This is a genomic window from Saprospiraceae bacterium (assembly GCA_016710235.1).
Taxonomy (GTDB): domain Bacteria; phylum Bacteroidota; class Bacteroidia; order Chitinophagales; family Saprospiraceae; genus Vicinibacter.
Window position 1 is genome coordinate 872,062 of sequence record JADJLG010000001.1, and the last position, 26,235, is coordinate 898,296.

Here is a 26,235-nt window from a genome sequence, read left to right on the forward strand (position 1 = left end):
TTCAGGCTTCACCGGTGACGTTAGTCAGAATGTTTTTGCGACATTCCTAACCATAACGAACAACTCATAATTGGTTATTTACTGTTTGACTTGCGGAGAATAATTTTAATATTTTCCGCATTTCTGCGGAGATTAATGATTATATTTGCCGCAGCAACAACTTTAGATAGTGGCAAAATATATTTACGAATACAAAAACTGGACGCACTTTACTTGGCGGGAAACCGACATCAATGCCATTTTTGGTGAAGTCCGAAACCTGCAAGGCAAGATAATAGGGCAGATGAACACACTTGGCTTTTCCACAAAAGAAGAAGCGACCCTTACAACTTTAACGCTTGACGTTATTAAATCATCTGAGATAGAAGGAGAGAAACTCGACTATGACCAAGTTCGTTCATCCATTGCAAGACGATTGGGAATTAATATAGCTGGTCTTATTCCTGCAAACAGAAATGTAGAAGGTATTGTTGAAATGATGTTGGACGCAACTCAAAACTATCAAAAGCAACTGACAAATAAGCGACTGTTTGGCTGGAATTCTGCACTTTTTCCTACAGGATACAGCGGAATGCATAAAATAGAAGTTGGACGCTATCGAACGGGTGAGATGCGAATAGTATCAGGTGCAATGGGAAAAGAAAAAGTCCATTACGAAGCTGTTCATGCAAACAAGGTGAAAGAAGAAATGGACAAGTTTTTAAAATGGTTTAATGACAACGCTCCTCTTGACCTTGTTCTAAAATCTGCAATTGCTCATTTCTGGTTTATTATAATACACCCATTTGACGATGGAAACGGAAGAATTGCAAGAGCAATTTCGGATTTAATGCTTGCCCGTGCCGACAAAACATCAGAACGATATTACAGTATGTCAAGTCAAATTTTGATTGAACGAAAACAATATTATGAGATTTTACAAAAGGTTCAACATAGTAGCGGTGACATTACAGAATGGTTAGACTGGTTTCTGCATTGTCTCAAAAATTCGCTTTTAGCAACAGAAACTACCTTACAAAAAATATTACGCAAGACTGAATTTTGGAAGGACCACGAGAACACAAAGTTTAACGAAAGACAGAGATTGGTGTTGAACAAAATGTTTGACGGATTTGAAGGAAAACTAAAATCATCTAAATGGGCAAAAATTGCAAAATGTTCACCTGACACAGCATTACGCGATATAAAAGATTTAATTGATAAAGGAATATTGCGTCAAGAGCAACAAGGCGGACGAAGCACAAACTATGAACTTGCGGACTTCTGAAAGTAACACTACCGCTAACATACAAGGTTTAAACGAAGCTCTGCCTCAATTTAATCCTGTGTTGAATAAAGCTCGGGTAGCCCGGCTTTGAGGTCAATACTATGGGGAATAAATAATTTTGTGATGGGATGCTGAAGACGCTTAGAGAATATTCATGAGATTGATCAGTGATTTATCAAGCTTCAATGGGATTGGAATTGAATAAAAAGCTTACATTTTTATATAGCTGATTGGTTTTTGAAATAAATGGTCATGTAGTTTTCAAGGATTATTTTATTTGTGCATTAGGATTTTAGCTCGTTCACAGATACAAGTCGTTTATAGTGCATTGCTTTGTAAAATTTGATGATTCGCTATTGATTGTGGAATTGGACTAAAGCTCAGTATTCGGATCATCTTGCCTGTCTTGAAACAGGGACATGAGTCAGGGTCGAAATGGTATTTCTCAACTCTTGAAGGACCCTAATTTTCTCAAAATTGCCTTGTTTTAAGCCTGTGGGAGAGCTTAGTTTTTAAGCAAAGTATTCGTCGGTTTATAAAAATGTTGCCTTTATCACGTCTAAAAATTCGGTTATATGAAATTTTACCAGGTGATTTATGTACTTGGAAACAAAAAATAAGGTATTTTCACAGTCTGCCGTTATGTGCCACATTAAGACCACAGAAACCAAATGATAAGTTCATCTGACAAAGAATATAAACAAACGAAACAAATTATGCTTGGAAAGCAGACTTTGAATCCAGAATTCAAACCTCTTGCTGACTTCATTGACAAGACATTTGGCGTAAGGACCATCAATATTGTGTATGACAAAATTAATAAAGGGATAAGGTCAAGAATTGGAATTTATTTTGAGCATTCACACGAAAAGCAAAGTTTCAACGAAAACAATAGTCATGTGAATTTTGACAGTAAGAAACAAAAGCTAATTGCGGATAAATTCAAACAGACAATAATCGAGCAAGATCTTATTAAAAAGAAAGGACATTTTAAATTTTTTAGCAAATCCGAAATAAGCAAATATCAAACAGACAACATCTGGGTTTACTATTGTGCTTTTGAGCCGTTAGCAAAAGAAGAAGCAAATGAAAGCATTCCGCAAGACAAGGTTATGCAACTCAAAACAGAATTAAACTGTAAAGACCTTTGGGAAATTTCGAGATGTTTTTCGGGTACAACTTTCTTTTTATTTACTGACGAACAACTCAAACAATATGAGAATAGTGAAACAAGAAAAGTATGGGCTGACAAGTATTTTGATCTATTAGAGCCTTACAACGAGTTTGGTTATTTTAAACGTGACAATTTCAATATTTACCTAGATAGCAAAGAAAATTTTGACAATAACTACGAAAGCAACTGGTATTACTATTACAAATGACATGCAAAGCAGCACAAAACAGCACCTAACTAAAAGTGGTGACCCAGTGGTTAAATCAAGCTTGGTGCTTCTATCAACGTTTCTGCTTGATTGATAGTAAGGCGCATCGAAATCGCCACCTTCAGGTAGTTGCAAAATCATTATATGACATTTTAAAAAGACTGCATGGAAAGCATCGGAGAATTTTTTGACAGGTCGATTTATTGATTAGGATTCAAAAATTTTGCGGACCCACTTCCTGAAAAAAATTGGGTGTATCTTGGCATCTCGATTGTTAAACCAATAAAGATGTATACGATAATTTTGTTCAGACTTCAATTTCAAATAATATTCTTGAGATTAAAGGACATAGAAAATTTAGTGAATAACTCTATGACCATTTTGACGAAATCATGGTTAAAATGGAAGCTAACGAAGAGATTTCTAAAATTGATGTAATGACCACATTTCATGATGAAGATACATTAGTTTCCTTATTTTGGCATTGCTTCCTTTCGGCTTGTATACCAGCAATGGAAGGCCTTGACGGAGGAAATAGACCCGTAGAAATAAAATCTATATTATAGAGATCGAATTAAGTTGGTTACCGCGTTCAGACAACTTTATACATTAAGTATGGCAAGTGTGAACATTTATGAATGAATTTCAAATTGAAAATAAGGATGTGAAAAAAAAACATTATGTTATATAAGGATTAAACGAATCTTTACTTCGATTTAATCCTGTGTTGAATGAAACGATGCCCTCCAGGCCTTTGTCTGACAGTAAGGGTAATCAATAAGTAAAGAACAAGATGGTAATAGCGCTCAGAAGATTTTAATGTGCTCTCTCTCCGTTTTACGTTTTCTTGCTTTATTTGAAATAGAATTAGTAAGTTAGTTTCCTTTTGAATGAAAAAATTAGTTTAAGCTTTACAAAAACAAAAAAGGCAAGCTTTTATGCTTGCCTTCTGTCTACTATTGTTCACTTTGTTGTGATTCACTTTGATGGCAGTGTTCTGTCCAATACTTGTGCCTTGCGTAATGTGGTTTACCCACGGTCAATGCCAACACTCCAATAGTTATCGCTGCACTTACCAGAACAATGATAAATTTTGATTTACGATTCATCTTAAATATTTTTATTTTTCATAAAATCTTTATTGCCACAATAAGAACTGCCCATACGTTCTTTAAATGATAAATACTCCTCTTCATCCATTCCTCTGATTTTCTCAGCAAATGCTAGCCGCATCTCAGGATGATAACCATAATGGCCTCCAAATCTGTGATGCATCATCATCCTACCCATACCAAATGGTGTAAAAATGAACTTGAGAAGAAGAATAATTAGCAATAATGGACCTGTAAAAAATAGGATCACCCCCAATAAAATACCGCCTGCTATAGGCTTTAATACATCTTTTGTCATTTTGATAAATTTTCTTGTTTTATCAGGGTAGACGAACCAGCTTTCTTTTTACTTTAAATTTTTATAAAAAATTTTCATTCAACACAAGATTTACGTTTCCTCCACTCCTCCTTGATCCTTGCCTTCTCCTCCTCAGACATGCTCATCCACCTCTCCTTATGATGTGGAGAAAACGGGTGTCTTGGCTTCCCTCTGAAGCCATAACTGCCAAAAAGTATCCTGCTGAGAACAAACAAACCTAAGGCTTGTAAGTAGCCTATGGATTTTACACCAAAAAGATCTACTACAATCCAATTCCATAAAAACAGTATAATAATTGGCACCACAAGAAGTAGCGCTATCGGTATGAGTATAAATAATTTCTTTCGGGAATGATTTATCATCAGATCAGTTTTTTAATAGTTCATTATATAATACATACAATCTTTTTCTTAGGTGTTTTATCGCATAGCTTTTTCGACTTATTATTGTTTTTATATTTTCACTTTGCTCATCAGCTATTTGCTTTAGAGTCTTTTCCTCCATTTCATTTTCTATAAATACCAGTCTTTGATTTTCAGGTAATTCATCCAAAGCTTTAAAAAGTTCAACCCATAATAAATCTTTAAGATGAGCCCACTCTGGATTTTGACTCTCGTCCAGCAATAACAGTTCTTTAATTTGAAAATCCCCGTCTTCATCTTGAAAGGTCATTTCCTCCAAACTTTCAGTTTTTCGCTTTCGATAAAGGTCAGTTATCTTATTTCTCGAAACTGAAAACAGCCATGCACTGATATTTTCCAATTCACTGAGATTGGTTATTTTGCTAAACTGGTACCATACTTCTTGCAAAATATCCTCAGCATCTTCTGTACTTCTCGTTTTCCCTTTAATAAAAGAAAATAATTGACCTCTATACTTTTTTATAATTTCACCAAGAGAAGGTTTCAATATCTCACTCATTCATTTTTACCCATTTTGATTTTATTGATCAATTTAAAAATTTGGAATCATCTTTTGTCTCCGATTAGTTTTTAAGTCGCTGATACAGATACTGAAAACCCTTCATATGTGAAGCACCCTTGATAAATTCAAGAACAATATAATTGCCATAAGTGTGAATAAAGTTTCTCAACAGTCCTTTCAGTATTTGAATTTGTTTTTAAGATAAGTTTACAAATTAATAAATCAGTTGTGGAAAATAGTATGAACCATTTTACATCATTCCAATACCAGAAAAATAGTTCAATAAAAGAAAATTTCCTACCATCACACCTGATTTGACTAATCACTTATTGGACAATGATACGTATTGAAACAAATGAGAAGGTGATTCGGCTTGTTTAACCAGAAAATCCGCTACGTCAGAGCGATTTATTGAGCCAATTTTTATACCTTTAAAAAGTTTTGATTCTACCCTGTACTTTTCAGTCAATGGATCTGATTTCAAAATACCGGGTCTAACGATTTCCCATTTCAAATCTGACTTTGAAAAAATCTCTTCCATTATAGTTTTATCTGCATAAACGTCTTTTAAGAAAAATTTGAAAAACAGTTTCATAAAGAAATTGTGAACATAACTTCCACTTTCACCGGCGCCAAATCCAGTAAGGACGATGTATGGTTTATTTTTATTTAAGTCAGGTTCGATCTCGATAAGTAGCCTGGCAAAGTCAGAATAAAGCGTCGTGGCTTTCATACTTTTACCTGTCCCTAAGGCAACGATAACTGCATCGCTTTCCTTCAAGACTTGCCTCAATACATTCCTGTCGGTAGCACTCCCCTTTACATCAATCAAGCTTGGGTCAGAAGGCAAACTCAGTCCGGATCTTGAGAGGGTAGTCACCCGGTGACCTCTTTCCAATGCACGTTTTACAGTCTCAAAGCCAACACCTGCAGAAGCACCAATAATTGTTAAATTCATTTCTATCTGTTGTGAGCTACAAAGATAAATCCCATCGTTCAAAAAGTATAAATTGTCCCGGTAAACCTATAGCACTTTAGCGTTTAGCTGCCAAAACCCAGCTACTCAATCTCAAATTCCAATACCCCAATGGAGGCAAACTCAAATTCTTAGGCTATACTTGCATCGCTATTATATGATCAACTATGCTAACAGCATTGAGTATGATTTTCGTTTTGAAAATCTATGCCAATGATGTAGTGACCATTATGAAAACAGAATTGTCATTTGTCTTTATTGAGCTCATTATTAATTCTAAATATACAACTTTACATTTATTATACTATTTGTGGATTAAGTCTGCTAAATTTTTTTGATCTGTACATAACTCACTATATTCATAAGCACAGCGTAATCTATTAGACTTTTGATTTCAAAAAATAAAAAATCGGTAGTGCTAATTACAATTTAAATGAATATTAGATTTTAAGATTAATATATCTTTTAGTATTTATCCAAATAAAAATTCTACTCGTGATTCTCCATCTCCGATCCTAATTATATAGATGAGACTCAATAATTAAGAGTAGAAATTATCTTAAAATACAACTATGCATCTCATAGAATAGATTCATTCATCCCTAAATAAATACGATTCATAAATTAATTTACTGGGTTTGCAAATTGTTCCTCTACGCAGGTTGCAATACAGATAGCTTTACACAAAATTTATCTCAAATCTCAAAATATAGCTAATTATAAAAAACAAAACTAATCACACAATTCATTCATGATTGATTTGGATAAAAAGATCTTGATTATCCAATTCATGACAGTAGTGCAGAAGAGTATTGTAAAATTCAGGTAAAATGAATCTTGATGGTGAGGCCATTCAATATCTTATTACACCTAATAAAGCTGAAATTTGAATGCTTTATTTAATCAATTAAATATTTTTTCATTTACAAGCCTTCGCTAAAAAGTGGATAACAATTTACAATCTCTTAAGACAAATAGATTAACAGTCAACTTCGATAAGAAAATATGAATAGAAACAAATTAAACTCATTGATTAAAAATAAATGAACCAGCTTATGCTACTACAACTTTACTCCTTAAAACCAAGGGCAGGGTTTTTACATCACTTTCTTCCGCCAGGAATCACAATATTCCTCCTATTGCTCTCAGGAAGAAATATTAATGCTCTACATGCACAAACTCCATTTGACGGCATCATGATGCCAAAACACAATACATGTATTTTTGCAGGTTATTCGCAGGGAAGTTTTGATCATTATTGGGAAGCTGACAGATTGCGTACCAACGAAACAATTTCAAAATTTACCAGACGATCTTATTCCTGGATGGCAGCAGTTGGCATCATAGATAAACTCAATGTTTATGCAGGTTTTCCTTATATCCAAACTAGTTCAGCCGAGCCAAATGGAGGAAGATTGGATGGAGTAAATGGTTTGCAGGATTTAGACCTCGCCGCTAAATATCAATTTCTGAATAAAGAAGGAGAATTTGGAACTACCAGAGCATCAGCGACAATAGACTTCACCACTCCGTTGACAAAATATCTTTCAGATTATCAACCATACAGCATCGGCCTGGGTGCTCCACAATTGACCTACCAGTTATTGGTATCTCACCAATTTAAACCCGGTGTGTATCTGAGGGCAAATGCCGCATATTTTTGGCGAGGATATACGAAAGCAGAGCGTATTTATTATTATGCTGATGGGAGCCATTATTCTGACTGGATGGACGTTCCAAGCGCTTGGACATTTGGTGGAGCCTTAGGGGGCTATTTATTTGGAGAAGATTTAAGACTTGAATTAAGTTATGTAAATTTTTCTTCAACAGATGGCGACGACATTCGTCCTTATAATTCGTCACAACCGACCAACAAAGTGGATTTCGGGCAGGTAGGGTTTCTTGCCCAATACAAACCAAAATTTGCTAAAGGATTAGGCTTGATCGTCAATCACCAACGGACCATTACAGGTAGAAATACCGGTAAAATCAACACCACCTGTTTCGGTCTTACTTATCAATTTGTATATTATAAAAACAAACCTACTAATGAAAACTAAAATCTATATCGCATTATTTTCCTTTCTTTTTATCACAGCATGTGAAAAAGACATACCAACGCATTACGAATATGACAGTTATTCATTTTCAAATACTGATAAGGACGCGGGTAACTGGAAAACAACTTTGATCAGCTCAGCTCTTCAAATCAATGTTGTCCCACCCACTGCAATAAATAGCCCTGAATATCTCGCTGAACTTGCACAACTTAAAACTACACAGCTATCACTTCCGGAAAACATTCAAAGTGATATCAAGTATTGGACCAACAATCCAGTACTTCGTTGGAATGAAATTGCCAGGGAGTTAATTGCTAAATACAATCTCATTCCAGGCCCAAACGATGATGGAACTTATACTCTCCCCAACGCTTCGAAACCAACAGGACCTCCTCCTTTTCCTTTTGCTCATCCTCCCTACGCCTGCAGGGCTTTGGCATACTTGTCTGTAGCTCAATATGATGGTCTGATCACAGCCTGGTACTATAAGTCCTTATATTCTCGGGCAGCAGCCTGCGTTACCGATCCGAATATTCATAACTTTCATCAGACCAATACGATCCCTTCTTATCCTTCGGATGAAGCGGTTATTGCAAGGGTTTCAAAAGAAATCCTAACAGCCATGTTTCCATTGGAAAAAGAATATCTGAATACTCTGGAATCAAAACATCTCGCTGCTATCAGATCCGCCGGAACTTGTGTCCAAAGTGACGTAGATGCCGGAATATCAATAGCAAATGAAATAGCAGCTCTGGCGTTGCAACGAGCATCATCAGATGGAATGAAAAATGCACAAGCCCCTAAAGCAGTGGCAGATTCCATAAAAAATGATGCTATATCAAGATTTGGCTGGAGTTGGGTCAATTTGGAAATCCCTGCAAGACCAGTTGGACTTACTCCGCTTTTTGGTAAAGTGCGTATGTGGAATGTCCCAAATGTACAAGTTGTCAGGCCGGGAGCTCCACCTGCATTTGGCTCTAATGAATACAATGCCTGCGTCGCCCAACTTAAAGACTATGCTGCTAATTTGACAAGAGAAAGGAGAAGGATTGCCAATTATTGGTCAGATGGTCTTGGCACGTATACGCCACCGGGACACTGGAATGAAATTGCCACAAGTATCATCGTAGCACAAAAATTGAATCCTATACGAACAGCGAGAATATTGGCCTATATGAATATGGCTATAATGGATGGTGGTATCAGCTGTTGGGATGCTAAGTACTACTATCATTATCCAAGACCTATTCAAAATATTGCAGGATTTAAAACCATCCTGGGCACTCCGAATTTTCCATCTTATACCTCGGGGCATAGTGTATTTTCTGCCGCTGCTGCCGATGTATTGGCGTATTTCTTTCCATCACATGCACAATCCGTTAATGAAATGGCAAATGAAGCAGCGGTATCACGAATCTATGGAGGGATACACTGGGCTTTTGACGCCAGCGCAGGATTGACTCAGGGCAAAGCAGTAGCAAAATATTCTATCGATCTCGCAAAAAAAGACGGTGCTGAATAATGCATTTTCACATTATTAATCGGAGAATTTGCTTGTGATTATCTATACCTACTGTCACATTTTCCAGATAGTATTGCTTCGAGAACATCCTATCTTCTTGCACTACATACAATACTGATAATCAGAACTTGATTATATTAAGATTATCATCAAATTAAACTTTTCATCAATCTACATTAAACCTGAAACTTACATATAGAATGTGAATTCTCATGCACTTCTAAAAAATTAATCTCCAATAAATATATCCCACAATAATTACATTTTTATCAAAAACACACAATTAAGGTAGACCTTAAAAAAATTCACTCTGAAAGTCAACAAAAAAACGGTGGAGAGGGTTTGCACTTTTGAAAACAATAATTTCAAAAGCTCAGAAGTTGACTAAAGTGCACACTCTAAGATGAAAATAAATAAATATTGGCTGTCAATACCAAATAATTTTTACTTTGCATCATCATGAGTATTTCAATTCACCATTGATCATGAAAGAGAAAAACATTGCATACGAACGTGTCATTTTTTTTAGCGATGCCGTGGTAGCTATAGCGATCACTTTGCTTGCACTGGAGTTGAGAGTTGAACTGCCACCCGGAGAACATCTCACATTTTCTGCGCTGATAAAACCCTGGCACAATTATGCTGCCTTCCTTCTTTCTTTCGTCACAATAGCAGGTTTATGGAGAACTCACCACAATTTCTTTGTTCATATCGAAAGGATAGACGAACGAATGCTCTATATCAATATTTTGTGGTTGTTCTTTTTGGTCGTTTTACCATTTTCAACTACACTGGTAAGCCAATATTTTGGTGATACACCTGCTATCTTCATGTACAGTCTCAATATTTTTTTGTTATCCTTATCACAAAACTTCATTTGGGATTACGCCAACGGAAAAGAAGAATTCATGACATATGATGAAATGCAGTTGGACGTCCGCAAACGCATCACTTGGATGATGAACGCCTATGTAATCAATGCTTTTTGGCTATGATCTTTTCTTTCTACATGCCAAAAATTGCATTTCTTCTATTGTATTTTAGAGTACCCATATTCATTTTTGGCCTGTTCTACCTCGCACAAAAAAGACGAATTGAATTATCAACAAATGGACGTAAACCTTCCGGAAAAAAAAATTGACAGTCAACCTGAACTTGGAAATTAAACTTGAAAACATCCCAACTCGCTATATTTGAATAGCAAAAGCTGAAAAGTATTCCAGTAAACCATAGGTGTTCATGTTTGGATAATATTAATAAAAAAAATATTCATATGCAGATACCAGATGATATATCTGTGGTGAAAATGCATCACATTAGAAAATAAGTTTACTCTCCACATTTAACAAACTTTAATGTTTCTATTTCGCCATCTAGTTCTATCCTTATAAAATAAATTCCTTCCTCGAATTGGCTTACATCTATAAAATCCTCTGCGTCTCCATTCGTTCTACTACCCAATAATTGTCTATCTAAAATATCACAGATTTAAACTTCAATAGATAATCTACTTTTTGAGAAGACCAAGAAATAATTTTGTTTTCATCGATCTGTATTTTTCAATTTGGGCCATTTCAATTTAGAATCGCTAAGTTACATGCACAAGAAAACTTAACATGAATTTCTAGCTTTTGGCATATTATTTGGTCAACATATAGAAAAATTTAAATATTATGTCAGTAGTAAAAGTCATCGAAATCATGTGTAGCTCTAAGAAGAGTTGGGAAGATGCAACTGCCACAGGTGTTGCCAAAGCTGCAAAATCTCTTAAGAATATTCGCTCTGCTTGGGTGCAGGATCAAAGTGTGACTGTGGACAAGGGCAAAGTAAAAGAATATCGTATTACCTTAAAATTGAGCTTCGAACTAGAATAATTAAAGATTAAAAATATTCATTCCCTGCTTGTAAGTGATCAATCAGGGAATGCTATGTTTTGAGAAAATTCAGTAATTTCAAACGGAAGTTGATCTGGCCCCGATTACTTTCTCATAATGTTGAATGTATTTCGGTAGAATCTTCAACAGGTCAAATTCGTGAGCCTGTGCGATAGCCTGCTTCCTAAAAAGCGATAACTTCTGTTGATCTCTCAGGAGTTCTATACTTCTTTCTGCCATCATTTCAAAATCTCCGGTGGGGCAAATAAATCCACTATAGCCATCCCTGATCACTTCTTGTAAACCTCCTGCATCAGAAGACACCACGGGAACTCCACAAGCCATGGCTTCCAAAGCTGCCAGCCCGAAAGACTCTTTTTCTGATGCTACGACAAACACATCCGCCATAGATAACAAATCTTCTATCGCTTCCTGCTTACCCAAAAATACTAAACGGTTTTCGACTCCTAGTTCACGCCCTAATTCTGTTACAGCAGTTCGTTCGGGACCATCACCGACCAATACAAGTTTGCTATCGATCGATGCACTGACTATTGCAAACATTCTGACAATATCCACAACCCTTTTTACCTTCCTAAAATTGCTGATGTGCATCAAGATTTTCTGATCATCTGAGACAAACTGCCTTCGCAGATTTTTGCAATCCTTCATATAAAATCGATTGAAGTCTATAAAATTGGGAATGACCTCGATAGGATTAATAATATGAAAAGACTCCAGAGTATCCGACTTCAGTGATTGGCTAACCGCAGTCACGCCGTCGGATTGGTTAATGCCAAATTCTACTGTGGGATGAAATGAACTCTCGGTGCCCACAAGAGTGATATCCGTACCATGCAAGGTTGTCACAATAGGTAGATAGATCCCTTTTGTCTTCAGGATCTCTCTTGCCAAAAATGCGATAGTGGCATGTGGAATAGCATAGTGGACGTGAAGAATCTCCAACTTGTAATGAAGGGCAACGTCGACTATTTTACTGGTCAATGCACTATCATAAGGCTTAAAATCGAACAAGGGATATTCAAATGAACTCACCTCGTGGTAAAAGGTCCTTGGATGATATGGTCCCAGTCTTACAGGCCTTTTGTAACTGATGAAATGAACCTCACAGCCTTTATCTGCTAGGGCAATACCGAGCTCGGTAGCTACCACCCCACTACCTCCGTAAGTCGGATAACATACTATACCTATTCGCATCATATAAGCGGAAAAACAATAGTTTTTGCCTGATTGTTAAAGATAGGTTTGAATAATTGATCAAAGTCAAAAAACTAAGCATTGGCCGTTTACTCGATTACAGATTTAGCTAAACTGACTGGAATAAAAGCGCATACCTTACGTATATGGGAAAAGCGATATAATATTTTGTCTCCCGGGCGAACTGCCACAAATATGCGCTACTATTCAGATGATGACCTTCGCAAAATATCGGGTATCGCCATGCTAACTCAGAGAGGTTATAAGATTTCACACCTTACGGAGCTCCCTGTAGAAGAAATGGAGTCTCTGCTTGCAAATGTCACCGATTCAGAGTGGATCAACGCAGAGTCACTCGACGCCTTCACATTGTGCGTCCTGCAACTCGATGAAAAAAAGTTCGTACACCTGCTGGATACCAATATCGAGCAATTGGGTTTTGACGAGATGTTTTCCAACATCCTAATGCCCCTTCTCGACAAAATGCATTCAATGTGGCTATCGGGTGCGATCAAGAAAATACACCAAGAATTTTTGATCCAAATCATAAAGAAAAAACTCTACCAAGCAATAGCTGTAGAAGACAAGAAAACTCAGATTCTACCGATTAAATTCCTGATTTTTTTACCTCCTCGAGAGACTCAGGAGCTGAGTTGCATTTTCCTCATTTATGCCCTCAAAAAGAAAGGCATTCAGGTACTGGATGCCGGCTCAGACATCAACACCATTGATCTTTATCATGCTGTAGTTGCCTACGATCCGCAATTTATCGCATCTTTTGTCCAGGAAAAAAGTAGTAAAGCTTATATAGAAGACTTTTTGAGAACAACAGCTGACCTAAAAAACCATCCAATCCTTCTACTTTCCGGTTACTATGCACAGGATCTCATGGTTCATCAAGATGTGGTCAGGGTGATGCAGAGTTTTGATGAATTGGAAGACTTTATTTCGACAATCATTCCTTTTTCTTCAAAAAACTAATTTGATTTTTCTCTATCAAATTCGTTTTATTCATTATTATAAAACACTTCTTTTTTTTTCAAGATTATTAAATTACGCTGTGACTATAAGCACATTATTCATTCTCAAGCGTTCACTCTGCTAAAGACCAAATCTTATGATTTCGCTTGTATTTAAAATGGATATTAAAACAAATTTTTCATCTTTGTACATGACTAACTTACCACTGTTAAAACTCGGCCCAAAATATTTCACTGTTCTAATGAGCATTATTTTTTCTTGTCACCTGTTTTGCTTTGTTTCGTGTACCCACCAAAAGCCTGTTGATTATTTCAAAGACTTCGGTATCAAACCGGACGATGAGCATCTGCTTGAAAAATGCGGGATTCCTACCGAAGAAAAAATTATAAATCGCAATAAAGAAATTGATTTAGCGAAGTCCAAATTACAAACGCGTTCACCACAAACTTTTGGTGGGAAATGGACTGTTGAAGGTCCTGCCAATCTAGGCGCTATGGTGACATGTTTGGCAATCGACCCAAAAAATGAATCCGTCGTATATGCAGGATATTCCGAAGGAGGACTTTTCAAAAGTTCAGATGGAATGAAAACCTGGCAAGCAATATTTGATAAAGAACTGACTCTCAGCATAGGATGTATTGCAATAGATCCTGCTAATTCCAATATCGTCTATGTCGGCACAGGTGATCCCAACAATGGAGCATACATCACAGCCGGTAATGGTATTTATAAATCCACGGATGGGGGCAAAAATTGGAAAAACATTGGACTTAGTGAATGTAGAAATATTGCCAAAATGATCATAGATGAAAATGATCCATCTATTATTTTCGCTGCTGCACTAGGGAATCCTTTTGAATTTAATCCTCATCGAGGCATCTATAAATCTTCCGATGGGGGTTTGACCTGGGAAAAAAAATTATTTCGTAGTGACAGTGTTGGATTTCTGGACATTGTAGTAGCGCCGGGCAATCCAAATATTCTCTATGCTTCCAGCTACGATCGCTATCTCACTGCTTCCAGGTTTGCATATGGAGGTTCAAACACGGCAGTATATCAATCTAAAGACAAGGGTAACACGTGGAAAAAAATGAATGCTGCCTTACCTTCCGGCAAATGGGGAAGAATAAATCTGGCAGTCTGTGCATCCAGTCCTGGTTCTATAGCCTTTAGTTATATCAAATTTGACAGTATTAATCCCCCGGGCACCTATGATTTAGGTGGAATTCGTTTAAGTAATGACCTAGGTGTCACCTGGCAGGATATTGGAATTCCGGAAGATCGCTTAAAGGTGTTGGCTGGTTTTGGATGGTATTTTGGTAACCTGGTGATCAATCCGAAGAATATCTATGACATGTACATACTTGGGGTAGATTTATGGCGGACAGTGGATCAAGGCGCTAGCTGGTCCATGGCTGCACCACCTTGGCATACATATGAAGTCCATGCAGACAAGCATGCATTGGTATTCAGAAAAGACGGCAGTTTCCTATTGGGAACAGATGGTGGTATTTATTTGTATTCACCCGTTTCAAACACCTGGACCGATGTCGATAATATACCTGCCGCTCAAATTTACCGGGTTAAATATTCTAGAAACTATCCCGATGACTATATCGCAGGAGCTCAGGACAATGGTACCAGTGGTGGAAATGCTTCAACAATTAATGATTGGGTTAGAATATATGGTGGAGATGGCTTCCAATTTGAGTCTGATGAAACCAACATTGATCTAACATTTGCTGAATATCAAAATGGGAATATTGTCAATGTTGTCACGTTTGAAAATATCGGACAGGGAATGCCCGGAACCGCCAACTGGGATACTCCTTATTTTTTATATGAAGGCGTTATGTATTCCGGTACGCAGTTTTTTCTGGAAAATAAGAGCATTACTGGTGTAGGTTGGATTCAATTAAGTGATGATCTTACTTTAAATGGAAGATATCCTACAAGGCGCACTCCAAATATCACATCCATTCATCAAAATTTGAACCAATCCCAAGGTAGAGTCATTATTGGTACTTCAAATGGTTTGGTATGGTTGTCCGATCCTAAAAAAGAATTGGGAGAAAATTGGCTCAATATTTCAAGTGGTCTTCCTCCAGGATATGTCTCTTCTGTAAAATTGTCAGCAAGCTCGACTGAAAAATGTTTTGTGACACTTTCTGCCAAGCAACAAAACAATTACACATCTCACGTATATGCCTCCTATGATGCAGGCCAACACTGGAAAGACATACATGGCAACTTACCAAATGTTCCGGTTTATGATATTTTTGTTTATCCAGGTAGAAGTGACAGTTTGCTTTTTGTGGGAACTGACATAGGTGTTTATGCGACGATTACTGCTGGTGCCACCTGGGAAAGATTGGGGGACGATATGCCTTTCATTCCTGTATTTGATATTGATTTGGATTCAGATAAAAATCGATTGATTGCCGGAACCTTTGCCAGAGGAGTTCAGACATTCTCTCTGACAGAATTAGTGAAAAAATATGCCGTTGGCACCGAGGAGACTGTCCATTCAACGCCGATAGAATGGATATCAACCCTGGTAGATTCGGAATTGAAAATAAATTTTTCAAGCGAAGGAGAGCATACTCTCAAAATCATCGATGCCGGCGGTAGAATCATTTCACAAAAAATTGTCCAGGGTAAAATTGTGAATTGGAATATTTCAGAATTGGAATTCGGAGTATATTTCTTACAAATGCAAAATGCCGCAATCAAAAAATTTGCGAAAATCTAAAGGATTTTCTATCGAACGCCATTTAATTTCATTGATTGGCTTATCCGTTTTTGTCAGCAAGAAGTTCTGAAAGCGTTACCAAGCATCCTGTCATGATTTCTTTGCTCAAATCCGAAATTTTCAAATCATCATCCTGTTCATCTTCTTCAGGATCCAGCATAGAAAAAATAAAATCCAAAATGTCAGGGTCTGATTTTATGGTATAAAACTCCTCGATAATTTCTTCTCTTGACTTTTTCTTGTTCAGAATTTCCCAAACAGTTTCCTCTTTGCTTGCGATCTCTTCTTCGGTAAACACAGGAATTTGATTCTCTTTGGACCAGCTTTCGTATATACAGCCAAATACAAGCATAAGGGCATCACCTTCTGACTCGCTCAGATCATCCATTGGAGAGAGCAATAGCAGATCATACAATGTCTCATTTTCTCTTTCGATTTTCTCGAGAATATTTGTGATCACATCCGCATTGGAATCCATGGAATCCAGCACAGCTTCTAAATGTTCAATTACAGTCACTTTAAGATTTTTTTTGATCCTTGTAAGCCCAAAGATAAAAACAAGCAAGCGTTCTGTGTGGTTTCCACTGTTGAGAAATTTCGATACACTGTTTTTTTAATTTAGTTCCCTGCAAATCCAGTTTATAAACATCCTGCATGGCGCTGATAATTCCAAAATCTTCAGGTGAAAACACGTCTGGCCTACCCAAGCAAAACATCAGCACCATTTGAACGGTCCATTGGCCTACTCCTTTTATCTGAGTGAGCAAACTGATGATCTCTTCATCTGCCAATTCACTAAATTCTGTCTTGTGCAATTTATTCTCTATCCAAAATGAAGCAATATTCTTGATGTACGAACTTTTCTGTCCCGAAAGCCCACAGCTTCTCAATAGCTCATCATCTGTATTCTTGAGTACCTGTGCTGAGGGCATTTTTCTTTCATATATATCTAAAAATCTATCGAAAATCACCTGTGCTACTTTTGTAGACAATTGTTGTCCTACAATGCTGCGTATCAAAAAATTGTACAGAGGCACACTTGAGTCTGCTTTATAAAGAGTATCAGGTGGAATTTTTTGGATGATCTTATTGAGTGTAGGATCCTTGGATAAAATGCCTGCTGCTTTCTTGGAGTACATGAAACTGAATTACAATGTAAATTTTGTTACAAAATATAAACCCTGATTTTGCAGTCAATTTGGTTCGTAATCGCACATCAACCATAAAATCCGGGATAAATATAACCCAGATTTTCCAGTTGGGAATTGTAGTGAGAATCAAATCGGCAATAAAATCAAGGGCGATGATGTGATCGATTGTCATTGCAAAGCTTAAATCGGGTGAACGATTTATCTCGATAGAATGCGAACCAAGCAAAACTTCACCAGACATTGCTGCTGCTTTTAGATGAGTAAATGTGAGAGCACTTAGTTTTCAATTGGATCAATAATAAAGGGAGCGATGAAAACTGCACGTGACTTTATTTAAAATGAATTCTGTGCGTCAGGAAAGCTTGTCTATTTTTATTTCAAGATCATTCCAGCTTATCTTGTCTTCAATTTTGCTAAACTTCAAATATTCCCACTCCTGGATCAAATTCAAAATGGATTGACTTTCAGGTAAATGAGAAGAACTTATCCATTCTTTTGATTCATAATTCAGAGACTCAAAATGATGGTGGGGATAAATTGTATTTAAGTGTTTCACCAATTTTTGTTCAAGTCGATCAGCAGGAGAACTCTGGACTGCGTTTTTTGATTTAAGCGCTGCGGAAGGAGAAACCTGATTCTTTTGGAGCCAAGACTGAACTTTACCTGAAGGAATTAAATAAATTCCTAAAATCAATCCCAATGCCAACCAAGCATACCACTTATGGAAAATATCCGGATCTCCTGTCCCATTATCAACTTCAGGATAAAAAAAGATATCCGATGAAGACTGATTCTCTCTGGTACTTGAATTTGTAGTTGCATTGATCTTAACATCTAAACTGTCTGAAAAAGTAATGTACTTTCCTTTTGCCGGATCAAAGTAACTGAACGCAGGGACAAGTATTACCTCGCCAGATTTTTTAGGCGTCAATAAGAACTCGTAACTCCTTGCTTTTACAAGAAAGGGATCTTCCCCCACTTTAACTATATCACCCGTTTTGGGGGCAGAAGATTCAAATAAACTATCAGAAGAAATTAACGAAGGTTGTATGAGATCCAAATTGCCATTGCCGCGAATATCCAGTTTAATTTGAATGGCATCGCTTAGATTAAAACTTGGTGCTATTTTGCTGATCGAGGCAGAAAAATCTCCCACAGCACCTGAAAATGAGGCTGGCGCTGGTTTAGGTAGATCTTTAACAAAAATTCGCAATGGATTGGTTTGAATGTTTTCAATCCTAGTATTAAAAAATGAAGGCATTGAAAATCCAAACGGATCGTCATTGCTTTCTCCGGCAACTCCAACTCGATAAATCACGGGAGCTATCTCAACCCACCCGGTTTTTATAGGAAATAAAATTATCCTTGAAAGTAATTTGGTAGTATAATTCTGGCCTTTGTAAACCGTCGTTTGAGCTTGCAGATGTCCGGTAGAAATATACTCAAATTGAAATGATTGCAGCTCCGGCGATTTTAATATTTCTAAATTTTCCAAATTAACTCTGGTGTACAAAGTATAAGTCAAGTTGAGCTGTTGCCCCAAATAAGTCGAGGATGTATCCACCTCAGCAAGTATAAAAAAACCTTTGTCATCGGATCTCCGATTTGTGCCGGCTTGTGACTTGACTACGCTGATTCGAAGTGAATTGGACTTTAGAGTTCTGCCCTGAACAATCATCGATGCCGGTGGGATTTCAAAAGTACCGACTTTGTTTGCGAGTAACGAATACGAATAAGATACTGAGCTGGTCATGGCGCCATTGATGATGGTAGTTTGCACTGATTTATTGGGACCACCTACAATGGTAAAAGGTGTGAATTCAGGTGCCTGAAACTGCCTCCCTTCTGCATTTGCCAATTTGTATCTCACTACAAATGTACTGCCCTCTAATATGCTTTTGACCTCCGTAATCGCATCAAAACTGACCTGTGCATGAGTTGCATAAACAGTCAAAACTGCAATTACAAAAATCAATAAAGATCGAGGCATGCCGATTTGTATCACAATTAAAGTTTGATAATTTTTTTCTTAGATTTATTGTTTCGAGGTAAATCTTCATTGTCGTCAAAATCATTTCGAGGTCTCTGCCGAATGTTATCCGGGTTAGGTGCTACGTAAATTTTGACAGGAGTAGATTTAATTATTTTACCGCCAATCTCCAGCTCAGCAGGTGGAATGATATAATTTCCAGTCTCGTCTGCAGAAAAATAATAAGTATAACTTGCACTTTGGCTCACTACACCATTGATTACGCTGTAGGACGAAGATTTATTTGGTCCTGCGATCAATTGCAATCCGGCAAAAAGTGGTGGTATAAATTTTCCATCACCATTGCTGATGGTGTATTCTACTTCAATATAATTTCCCAGTAATACAGTATCATTGCTTAGGTTTACGATAAACTCTACTCCCTGAGCTGATAATGTCTTACACAAAAATAATGTCGTAAATAGAAAAATAAACTGTTTTTTCATTTTGAATTATTTAAAGCTTACCAATCTTTTTCTTTTTTTGTATTCTGTTTGTTTGCCTTCTGCAATTTTTCTCTCACCTTACTATCTTGATCTTCTATCATATTCATAATCTGTTGGGCTTCTTCCTTGCTCATTTTGTCCGCAGATTCCTTTTGCTCCTGATTTTGTGGTGATTTTTGCTGTTGTTGTTGCTGCTGTTGTTGTTGCTGCTGTTTCTCATCAGATTTATTATCTTGATTCTGTTGAGATTTTTGGTCTTTATCTTTAATTTCTTGTTGTTCTTGTTGTTGTTGCTGTTGCTGCTGTTTCTGCTGTTGTTGTTGTTGTTGTTGCATTAAATATTGTTTAGCAAGAGCGAGGTTTTGTTTTGCCTGTATATCTGAAGGATTTAATTTCAAACCCTCTTTATAAGCGTCTATACTTTTCTCAAAATTCTTCTCAGCAAAATATGAGTTTCCCAAATTATAATAGGCGTTTGCCTTATTCATCCTTCTATCTTCCAACTGAACAGCACTTTCATATGCACTGATCGCTTCTTTTGTTCGTCCTTGTGAATATAAACTATTTCCAATATTGTACATATTCTTTGCTTCAGGTTTCATCTCTTGTGCCTTTCTGTAGTTTTCCTCCGCTGCAACAAAATTAGAATCCTTATACATTCGATCTCCGCGAATCTGAAACGGGTCATTCTTCTGAGCAAAACTTAGACCGACAAGACCAAATCCTATACTGACTAACATTATTTCTTTCTTCCAATACATATTTCAATCCCAAATAAAATAATTCCGAAAATAAGTAAATACTGAAAATAAGATTCATAATCATCAAATGATTGCATGGCAATATCCTTTTTTGCAATCTTAGAAAATTCATTCTTCAATATATCAAACACGGCTTCACCCAAAGAAATATCCAGCATTTGTCCTTCCCCTTTAGAGGCTATCTCCCGAAGTAATTTCCGATTTGGTTTAGTGATGATTTGCTCTCCGTTGGCACTCGTTTTATACTTTCCCATGCCTTGCACCAACTGGGGAATTTTTGCTCCTTCATCTGTTCCTATTGGTACTGTAAAAACATGGATGCCCTTTCTTAAGGCTGCTGCAGCAGCTTCCAAGGCTTCACCTTCGTGATCTTCACCATCACTTATCAGAATTAATATGCGGTGATTTCCACTTTGTGTCGAAAACGATTTTGTCGCCAATTCTATAGCTGCACTCAAGGAAGTCCCTTGTGTACTTATCGACGAAGGGTGGGCTAGAGAAGACATCAATTTTATAGTTGATATATCTGTAGTCAATGGAGATTGCAAATACGCGTTTCCGGCAAAACTGATAAGTCCTACTTTCTCACTTGGAAATCTCTCCACAAACTGACTGATCCAAAGTTGTGCTCTCGAAAGTCGCGAAGGTAATACATCTTCCGCGAGCATACTTTCGCTCAAGTCCAGAGCAAGAATAATCTCACTGGACGAAGACCTTACTTTCTGTGTTCGTTTCCCAAACTGAGGATTGACCAATGCCAAAATACTAAACAACATTCCCACAAAAAATAAAACAGACTTCAGACGAAATTTTGCGGGTAAGGTATGAATGTTTTGAACGACCACATTTTTATCACCCCAAGCTGAGATCTGCTTGTCCTGGTTTTTTTGCTTTACATACGATAACAGCCAAATGAATGGAATTATAAGTAGAAGAATAAAATAAACAGACTGGTCCAGTTGTATCATCAGTGTCAGTTTTTAAATTGAAGAAGATACATTCTGAAAATATAGGATAACGCTAGAATCAATAATCCCAATAAAACAAATGGTCTGAACATTTCGCTGTATCTCTTGAATACTTTGATATCCAGTTTTGTTTTTTCCAACTGATCGATTTCATTATAAATAACTTTCAATTGCTCTAGTGTTGTTGCCCTGTAATACTTGCCACCTGTTCGTGTTGAAATATCGCGTAACAATCCTTCATCAATATTTACCGGCACCATTCCAAATACAAACTTACCGTCTGGATTTCTTCCAATCGGAGAATATGCTTCTCCGTTAGTACCTACCCCAATAGAATAAATTTTTATATTGTACGTAATCGCCATCTCTGCAGCAATTTGTGGAGAAATATCGCCTGCATTGTTCACACCATCTGTGAGCAATATGATGACTTTACTTTTAGCTGAATCCTGCCTCAAGCGATTTATCGCTACAGAGATTCCCATTCCGATAGCTGTACCATCCTCCAGATTGCCACATTTGAGTTCTTCCAGTAGTTTGATGAGTATATCTTTATCGGAAGTAAGAGGACACTGAGTAAATCCTTCTCCGGAAAAAGCTGCGATTCCTATTTTATCATATTTGCGTTTTTGCACAAAATCTATTGCGACAAGCTTGCTCGCCTCAAGTCTGTTTGGATTAAAATCCTGACTCAACATGCTTGACGACAAATCTATAGTGAGAAAAATTGAAATCCCGTCTCCTTTGATTATTTCTTCACTAAGGACGCGCTGTGGTCTCGCCATGGCAATTACAAGTAATGACCAACCCAATACACTCAAAAAAGGTAAAAATGAAAACAATACACTTTTCCAAGTCCTCGCTTTAGGCAATATTTCCACTGTAGGTATTGAAAGATAACTTAGGCTGGAAAATAGCTTCTTTCTAGTGTAGTACAATATCAGTGGAGCAAGCAAAAGTGCCCACAACCAGATCGGATCTTTCAACTCTATATGCTGCAACCAACTCATCATACGGATTTGAGTTGATAAGTACACAGTAATTTATTTCCGGGACTCAATTTAAATCTTCCTTTTCCGGTCAAATTTTGTTTTTGAAATAAAGTGACCACCCAAATCAACGGGAGAAAAATGGCAATCACGGGTATGGCTATAAAAAATAAGACATAATAAATTTTGTTTTGCGAAGCCTCACGCATGATTTGATTATGCCATCTACTCAGCATTCCCATATGATTCCAATGCCATTCAACCAAATGTTGTGGAAGAGAAAATTCATGTAGATGAACCCAATTTTTGATGAGCACAATCCGATCTATTTGGGGATTCATCCTGAGTGACAGAATTTCTTCCTGCACCAATTCGTCCGGATTCTCAAATTGGGCACTCAATTCCATTCCCAAATAATTCTTCCAACTTTGAGCATACTTCTCCTGAAGTATTTTACTTCCGCTTCGGTTTTGTTCTATAAACTGTCGGATATTCTGCATTGCAGCTTGATTCTCTTCGGGCTCAGGTATATGCTGTGCAAATTTAACTAAATCCGTTACCTGAAAATTATTCTTTAAGGTTTCATTGGCTTCGATTTTAATCTCGGCCAGAGAAAGTGCGTCCAGGATTTCTGAAGATGTCATCTCCATAGCATGAATGTGCAATCCTGAAGAAATAAATCTGCGCGCAATAAAATTTAATTCGTCATAATACTGCTTTAGCTGATTCTGCTGCCATAGTTTTTTTTGATCCAATACCTGTAATTCTTCTAAAGCTACTTGCCAAGGCTCTTTTCTCGTTTCATAAACTGCAGCTGCTTTGTTGGAGGTATCCGTATGAAAGAAAAACCATAAAAGGATCAGGCTTAGAATAATTACCGCAAGTCCCACCAACAAGAAAAGTAAGTATGCAGGCTTTGAAGCTGTCTCCTCAATGTTTTTGATAGGCTTAAATACTTTGGTACTGTCCGGAGCAAGACTTACCTGAAGGTAAAGTGGATTCGAACCAGAGTGTAAGGATAAATCCGGTAGTTGATAAACTCCACTGTCAAAAACCGTAAACCGAATTTTTCTTATGAAAAACCGGTCAGCATCTTGTACCCACTCCCCTTTGTCCACAAATTCAAACCAAGAGATCGTATCCAAACCCGCAAACAGAGATTCATCACTCGGTTTTTCTTTGGATCGCAATGTTAAATTTTGCTGGTCTCCGATCCACATTCTCGTCGAATCCAAAGACTGCTGCCAGGTCTGAGCCCAAATGCTGACACCGAACAGCATAAACCAAAAAATGAATCTGATTTTTATCATCTTTTGGATCTGGATTTAAAAAATTTTAAAAGTGTCTGCAGGTACGAATCATCTGTCTTTACCGGCAAATACGATACCTGAAATTTTTCCAATGTGGATTGTAATGATGCAGCTCTTTGTTCCTGACTAATTTTGTACCGATTCCGATTGCCGGGTGAAGAAAAATCCACCAAAAGTTCTTGACCACTTTCGGCATCGCGGCAGTTCACCAATCCTGAACTTTTCATATTCAGTTCAAGTGGGTCAGTAATGTGTAGAGCGATGAGATCGTGTTTTCTCGCCACGAGTTTTAAAGAAATTTCAGGCAAGTCAGAGTAAAAATCCGAAATGATAAAACAGATACTTCGCTTGTGCATATTTCCATTAAAATATTCCAGCGGCGTGCGCAGTTGAGTAGAACTGCTTTCTGTTTTCGCATTGATTATTTCGCGGATGATGCGGAGAATATTGTGTCTGCCCTTGCGAGGGGGGATAAACAAATGTACTTTGTCACTATATAACAATAAACCTACTTTGTCGTGATTCTGCGTGGCGGCAAATGCCAGCACAGCGGCAATCTCAGCTATCCATTCAGATTTCAGTTGAACATTCGAACCAAAATGTGTAGAATGACTGATATCAATCATCAGCATCAATGTGAGTTCTCTTTCTTCTTCAAAGACCTTGACGTGAGGGATCCCAGATCTCGCTGTTACATTCCAGTCTATATGGCGGACATCGTCCCCGGGCGAATATTCCCGCACTTCAGAAAATGTCATTCCTCTCCCTTTGAATACGGTATGGTATGCTCCACTAAAAAGGTTCTTGCTCAAGCCTCTTGTCTTGATTTCTATCTTCCGAACTTTCTTGAGCAATTCCTGAGCTTCCATTATCGTGCGATAATTTTTTTGATACTACCTGATTTTTTGAGATACGTATCTAGTTGGTCAAATGGAACTATAAATTTCCGAACACCATACACCGGTGAAAATCTGGAGTGAAAACAAATACCTTGAGATTTGATGGTCCAAATATCGAATTTATCTTTTTCAAAAAAATCTCTTTCCTCCATACTTAAGTCTTTTGTCAAATTTTCTTTCCATTCATCTCTCAATTTAAATATCGAATCCATAACTTCCTTTTCGCGAACAAAAAAATCATCCAGATCCAGAAGTTTATTAGAGCGCAGATCATAATTAAAATGATATGGTCTAGGAGTAGCTGACCAAGGTTCTTTAAACCATAAAATACCGGAAATAAAATCCTGGTTGTAAAAATCGAGATCCACTTCATTTGAAGAATAAAGTTGTCTTTCTTCTAACGCATTATAACTCAATACCTGATTGATCCAAGCGAGAATCAATTCATCCAGCCATTTATCAAAGGACCGGTGTGATACATCTGGTAGTTTGGTTGCTACATGATATTTGTCCTTTGTAAAATACTGGCATCGGAGATGCAACTGTCCTTGTTGAATAAATGTGGTTTTTTTTCCACAATTATCCATCGGCAATCTTTCATTGATCTCAATCCTATTGCTATCAAATCCTGAGCAAGACAAAATTTTATGCTCACCTTGGATAAAACTCGTCAGGCGCAATAATGGTTTTGAGCAATTGCTCTGCGGACAATTCCCTTTATAACTTAAAATATTGCCAGTATGGCTGACAAAATCTGCTTCGACACTGTGATCCTCGTGATGTTGTACAAACAATTCAATCTGGTCTGCAGATTCAAACCTTTTAAAATACTCAAGGCCGGAACATTGCACATTTTCCTGGCCACTTAGTGTTCTTTTGAAAGTGTAGATTGTTGCTTCCGTTTTGTCATTGTTAAAATACTCGCCATTCAAGGTACTGTCCTTTCGAATTCCTTTGAATGAACCTATCCTGTTCTGTTTATTATCCAGACATACAAACTGAATATTTTCTGGCGAATAATCACCTTCAAAATATGTCTGAATGGATCCATCTATATGATATAAAATACCCTTGTACTCGTGATTATCATATGCCAACACAAGTTTAAAAGGTACTGATCTGGAGTCTTTGCCCAAATAGTATTGAACCCAAATCCCATTCTCCGGATTTTCAAATAGGGATTTGACTTCATTCCAAGCTTCCTTGTCCTGTGCTTGCAATAACACAACATTACTCCATAAGTAAGCAGAAAGAATTATTTTTATTGCCAACCTCAAATCCCGATTTTTTTCAAG

General features: G+C 37.2%; 26 protein-coding genes. 9 read left to right on the top strand and 17 right to left on the bottom strand.

All coding sequences use genetic code 11. The features are described 5' to 3' along the window. Positions 1-169 precede the first annotated feature (169 nt). The 3 genes from IPI99_03545 (at position 170) to IPI99_03555 (ending at position 3,215) form a co-directional block, all read left to right on the top strand. The gene (locus IPI99_03545) at positions 170-1,267 is read left to right on the top strand and encodes a Fic family protein (protein ID MBK7339585.1); all 1,098 of its coding nucleotides are present in this window, start codon (positions 170-172) and stop codon (positions 1,265-1,267) included. 716 nt (positions 1,268-1,983) lie between these two features. Next, positions 1,984-2,649, top strand: coding sequence for a hypothetical protein (locus IPI99_03550; GenBank protein MBK7339586.1), 666 nt, complete (start codon positions 1,984-1,986; stop codon positions 2,647-2,649). Positions 2,650-3,050: 401 nt separating this feature from the next. Next, positions 3,051-3,215: a hypothetical protein gene (locus IPI99_03555; protein ID MBK7339587.1), complete on the top strand. Its 165-nt coding sequence runs from the start codon at positions 3,051-3,053 to the stop codon at positions 3,213-3,215. A gap of 390 nt (positions 3,216-3,605) precedes the next feature. On the opposite strand, the gene IPI99_03560 is transcribed toward IPI99_03555, so the two are convergent. The 5 genes from IPI99_03560 to IPI99_03580 all read right to left on the bottom strand — a co-directional run bounded on the left by IPI99_03560 (position 3,606) and on the right by IPI99_03580 (position 5,962). Further along, a complete protein-coding gene (locus tag IPI99_03560) occupies positions 3,606-3,758 on the bottom strand; it encodes a hypothetical protein (protein ID MBK7339588.1) in 153 nt (50 codons plus the stop codon). A gap of 1 nt (position 3,759) precedes the next feature. Further along, entirely contained in the window at positions 3,760-4,059 is a 300-nt protein-coding gene (locus IPI99_03565; protein MBK7339589.1) for a hypothetical protein, read from the bottom strand. Between the two features lie 74 nt (positions 4,060-4,133). Continuing rightward, a complete protein-coding gene (locus IPI99_03570; GenBank protein ID MBK7339590.1) occupies positions 4,134-4,442 on the bottom strand; it encodes a cbb3-type cytochrome oxidase assembly protein in 309 nt (102 codons plus the stop codon). 4 nt (positions 4,443-4,446) lie between these two features. Further along, a complete protein-coding gene (locus IPI99_03575) occupies positions 4,447-5,001 on the bottom strand; it encodes a sigma-70 family RNA polymerase sigma factor (GenBank protein MBK7339591.1) in 555 nt (184 codons plus the stop codon). Between the two features lie 325 nt (positions 5,002-5,326). After that, positions 5,327-5,962 (bottom strand): NAD(P)H-binding protein, encoded by a 636-nt coding sequence (locus tag IPI99_03580; GenBank protein ID MBK7339592.1) that lies wholly within the window; start codon positions 5,960-5,962, stop codon positions 5,327-5,329. A 1,073-nt stretch (positions 5,963-7,035) separates the two neighbouring features. On the opposite strand from IPI99_03580, the gene IPI99_03585 reads away from it, so the two are divergent. The 3 genes from IPI99_03585 (at position 7,036) to IPI99_03595 (ending at position 10,557) form a co-directional block, all read left to right on the top strand. Then, complete coding sequence (locus tag IPI99_03585; GenBank protein MBK7339593.1) at positions 7,036-8,040, top strand: transporter; 1,005 nt, start codon at positions 7,036-7,038, stop codon at positions 8,038-8,040. Continuing rightward, complete coding sequence (locus IPI99_03590) at positions 8,030-9,562, top strand: phosphatase PAP2 family protein (protein MBK7339594.1); 1,533 nt, start codon at positions 8,030-8,032, stop codon at positions 9,560-9,562. Before IPI99_03585 ends, IPI99_03590 begins: the two co-directional genes overlap by 11 nt. 485 nt (positions 9,563-10,047) lie before the next feature. Next, entirely contained in the window at positions 10,048-10,557 is a 510-nt protein-coding gene (locus IPI99_03595) for a DUF1211 domain-containing protein (GenBank protein ID MBK7339595.1), read from the top strand. Positions 10,558-10,891: 334 nt separating this feature from the next. Here the strand turns inward: IPI99_03595 and IPI99_03600 are convergent, their stop codons facing one another. Continuing rightward, complete coding sequence (locus tag IPI99_03600; GenBank protein ID MBK7339596.1) at positions 10,892-11,023, bottom strand: T9SS type A sorting domain-containing protein; 132 nt, start codon at positions 11,021-11,023, stop codon at positions 10,892-10,894. Positions 11,024-11,235: 212 nt separating this feature from the next. On the opposite strand from IPI99_03600, the gene IPI99_03605 reads away from it, so the two are divergent. Further along, positions 11,236-11,436 (top strand): dodecin domain-containing protein, encoded by a 201-nt coding sequence (locus IPI99_03605; GenBank protein ID MBK7339597.1) that lies wholly within the window; start codon positions 11,236-11,238, stop codon positions 11,434-11,436. Positions 11,437-11,514: 78 nt separating this feature from the next. On the opposite strand, the gene bshA is transcribed toward IPI99_03605, so the two are convergent. Next, positions 11,515-12,654, bottom strand: a complete 1,140-nt coding sequence (bshA, locus tag IPI99_03610) for an N-acetyl-alpha-D-glucosaminyl L-malate synthase BshA (protein MBK7339598.1) — start codon at positions 12,652-12,654, stop codon at positions 11,515-11,517. 81 nt (positions 12,655-12,735) lie between these two features. Between bshA and IPI99_03615 the strand changes: the two genes are divergently transcribed. Next, a complete protein-coding gene (locus IPI99_03615; GenBank protein ID MBK7339599.1) occupies positions 12,736-13,635 on the top strand; it encodes a MerR family transcriptional regulator in 900 nt (299 codons plus the stop codon). Positions 13,636-13,876: 241 nt separating this feature from the next. Next, entirely contained in the window at positions 13,877-16,387 is a 2,511-nt protein-coding gene (locus IPI99_03620; GenBank protein ID MBK7339600.1) for a hypothetical protein, read from the top strand. A gap of 40 nt (positions 16,388-16,427) precedes the next feature. On the opposite strand, the gene IPI99_03625 is transcribed toward IPI99_03620, so the two are convergent. The 10 genes from IPI99_03625 to IPI99_03670 all read right to left on the bottom strand — a co-directional run bounded on the left by IPI99_03625 (position 16,428) and on the right by IPI99_03670 (position 26,211). Next, positions 16,428-16,904, bottom strand: coding sequence for a hypothetical protein (locus tag IPI99_03625; GenBank protein ID MBK7339601.1), 477 nt, complete (start codon positions 16,902-16,904; stop codon positions 16,428-16,430). 1 nt (position 16,905) lies between these two features. Beyond that, positions 16,906-17,526: a DNA-3-methyladenine glycosylase 2 family protein gene (locus IPI99_03630; GenBank protein MBK7339602.1), complete on the bottom strand. Its 621-nt coding sequence runs from the start codon at positions 17,524-17,526 to the stop codon at positions 16,906-16,908. A 364-nt stretch (positions 17,527-17,890) separates the two neighbouring features. Continuing rightward, positions 17,891-19,528: a protein BatD gene (locus tag IPI99_03635; protein MBK7339603.1), complete on the bottom strand. Its 1,638-nt coding sequence runs from the start codon at positions 19,526-19,528 to the stop codon at positions 17,891-17,893. A gap of 17 nt (positions 19,529-19,545) precedes the next feature. Then, positions 19,546-20,013 carry a BatD family protein gene (locus tag IPI99_03640; protein ID MBK7339604.1) on the bottom strand — a complete coding sequence of 156 codons (468 nt, stop codon included), beginning with the start codon at positions 20,011-20,013 and terminating at the stop codon, positions 19,546-19,548. A 17-nt stretch (positions 20,014-20,030) separates the two neighbouring features. Next, a complete protein-coding gene (locus IPI99_03645) occupies positions 20,031-20,774 on the bottom strand; it encodes a tetratricopeptide repeat protein (GenBank protein MBK7339605.1) in 744 nt (247 codons plus the stop codon). After that, the gene (locus IPI99_03650) at positions 20,753-21,742 is read right to left on the bottom strand and encodes a VWA domain-containing protein (GenBank protein MBK7339606.1); all 990 of its coding nucleotides are present in this window, start codon (positions 21,740-21,742) and stop codon (positions 20,753-20,755) included. Before IPI99_03650 ends, IPI99_03645 begins: the two co-directional genes overlap by 22 nt. Before the next feature lie 5 nt (positions 21,743-21,747). Continuing rightward, positions 21,748-22,752 (bottom strand): VWA domain-containing protein, encoded by a 1,005-nt coding sequence (locus IPI99_03655; protein MBK7339607.1) that lies wholly within the window; start codon positions 22,750-22,752, stop codon positions 21,748-21,750. Beyond that, complete coding sequence (locus IPI99_03660) at positions 22,752-24,041, bottom strand: hypothetical protein (protein MBK7339608.1); 1,290 nt, start codon at positions 24,039-24,041, stop codon at positions 22,752-22,754. Before IPI99_03660 ends, IPI99_03655 begins: the two co-directional genes overlap by 1 nt. Then, on the bottom strand, positions 24,038-24,910 hold the full coding sequence (locus IPI99_03665) for a DUF58 domain-containing protein (GenBank protein ID MBK7339609.1): 873 nt from the start codon (positions 24,908-24,910) through the stop codon (positions 24,038-24,040). Before IPI99_03665 ends, IPI99_03660 begins: the two co-directional genes overlap by 4 nt. Beyond that, positions 24,910-26,211, bottom strand: a complete 1,302-nt coding sequence (locus IPI99_03670; GenBank protein MBK7339610.1) for a hypothetical protein — start codon at positions 26,209-26,211, stop codon at positions 24,910-24,912. The genes IPI99_03665 and IPI99_03670 overlap by 1 nt, the downstream gene beginning before the upstream one ends. Positions 26,212-26,235 lie beyond the last annotated feature (24 nt).

What these genes read in the sequence shown, in the direction of transcription:
- IPI99_03575 (MBK7339591.1), bottom strand. Translation starts at nt 5,001, where the DNA reads ATGAGTGAGATATTGAAACCTTCTCTTGGTGAAATTATAAAAAAGTAT.
- IPI99_03580 (MBK7339592.1), bottom strand. Translation starts at nt 5,962, where the DNA reads ATGAATTTAACAATTATTGGTGCTTCTGCAGGTGTTGGCTTTGAGACT.
- IPI99_03595 (MBK7339595.1), top strand. Translation starts at nt 10,048, where the DNA reads ATGAAAGAGAAAAACATTGCATACGAACGTGTCATTTTTTTTAGCGAT.
- IPI99_03660 (MBK7339608.1), bottom strand. Translation starts at nt 24,041, where the DNA reads ATGATAAAAATCAGATTCATTTTTTGGTTTATGCTGTTCGGTGTCAGC.
- IPI99_03655 (MBK7339607.1), bottom strand. Translation starts at nt 22,752, where the DNA reads ATGAGTTGGTTGCAGCATATAGAGTTGAAAGATCCGATCTGGTTGTGG.
- IPI99_03630 (MBK7339602.1), bottom strand. Translation starts at nt 17,526, where the DNA reads ATGTACTCCAAGAAAGCAGCAGGCATTTTATCCAAGGATCCTACACTC.
- IPI99_03585 (MBK7339593.1), top strand. Translation starts at nt 7,036, where the DNA reads ATGCTACTACAACTTTACTCCTTAAAACCAAGGGCAGGGTTTTTACAT.
- IPI99_03605 (MBK7339597.1), top strand. Translation starts at nt 11,236, where the DNA reads ATGTCAGTAGTAAAAGTCATCGAAATCATGTGTAGCTCTAAGAAGAGT.
- IPI99_03650 (MBK7339606.1), bottom strand. Translation starts at nt 21,742, where the DNA reads ATGATACAACTGGACCAGTCTGTTTATTTTATTCTTCTACTTATAATT.
- IPI99_03570 (MBK7339590.1), bottom strand. Translation starts at nt 4,442, where the DNA reads ATGATAAATCATTCCCGAAAGAAATTATTTATACTCATACCGATAGCG.
- IPI99_03640 (MBK7339604.1), bottom strand. Translation starts at nt 20,013, where the DNA reads ATGAAAAAACAGTTTATTTTTCTATTTACGACATTATTTTTGTGTAAG.
- IPI99_03560 (MBK7339588.1), bottom strand. Translation starts at nt 3,758, where the DNA reads ATGAATCGTAAATCAAAATTTATCATTGTTCTGGTAAGTGCAGCGATA.
- IPI99_03665 (MBK7339609.1), bottom strand. Translation starts at nt 24,910, where the DNA reads ATGGAAGCTCAGGAATTGCTCAAGAAAGTTCGGAAGATAGAAATCAAG.
- IPI99_03550 (MBK7339586.1), top strand. Translation starts at nt 1,984, where the DNA reads ATGCTTGGAAAGCAGACTTTGAATCCAGAATTCAAACCTCTTGCTGAC.
- IPI99_03620 (MBK7339600.1), top strand. Translation starts at nt 13,877, where the DNA reads ATGAGCATTATTTTTTCTTGTCACCTGTTTTGCTTTGTTTCGTGTACC.
- IPI99_03565 (MBK7339589.1), bottom strand. Translation starts at nt 4,059, where the DNA reads ATGACAAAAGATGTATTAAAGCCTATAGCAGGCGGTATTTTATTGGGG.
- IPI99_03635 (MBK7339603.1), bottom strand. Translation starts at nt 19,528, where the DNA reads ATGCCTCGATCTTTATTGATTTTTGTAATTGCAGTTTTGACTGTTTAT.
- IPI99_03590 (MBK7339594.1), top strand. Translation starts at nt 8,030, where the DNA reads ATGAAAACTAAAATCTATATCGCATTATTTTCCTTTCTTTTTATCACA.
- bshA (MBK7339598.1), bottom strand. Translation starts at nt 12,654, where the DNA reads ATGCGAATAGGTATAGTATGTTATCCGACTTACGGAGGTAGTGGGGTG.
- IPI99_03555 (MBK7339587.1), top strand. Translation starts at nt 3,051, where the DNA reads ATGGAAGCTAACGAAGAGATTTCTAAAATTGATGTAATGACCACATTT.
- IPI99_03645 (MBK7339605.1), bottom strand. Translation starts at nt 20,774, where the DNA reads ATGTATTGGAAGAAAGAAATAATGTTAGTCAGTATAGGATTTGGTCTT.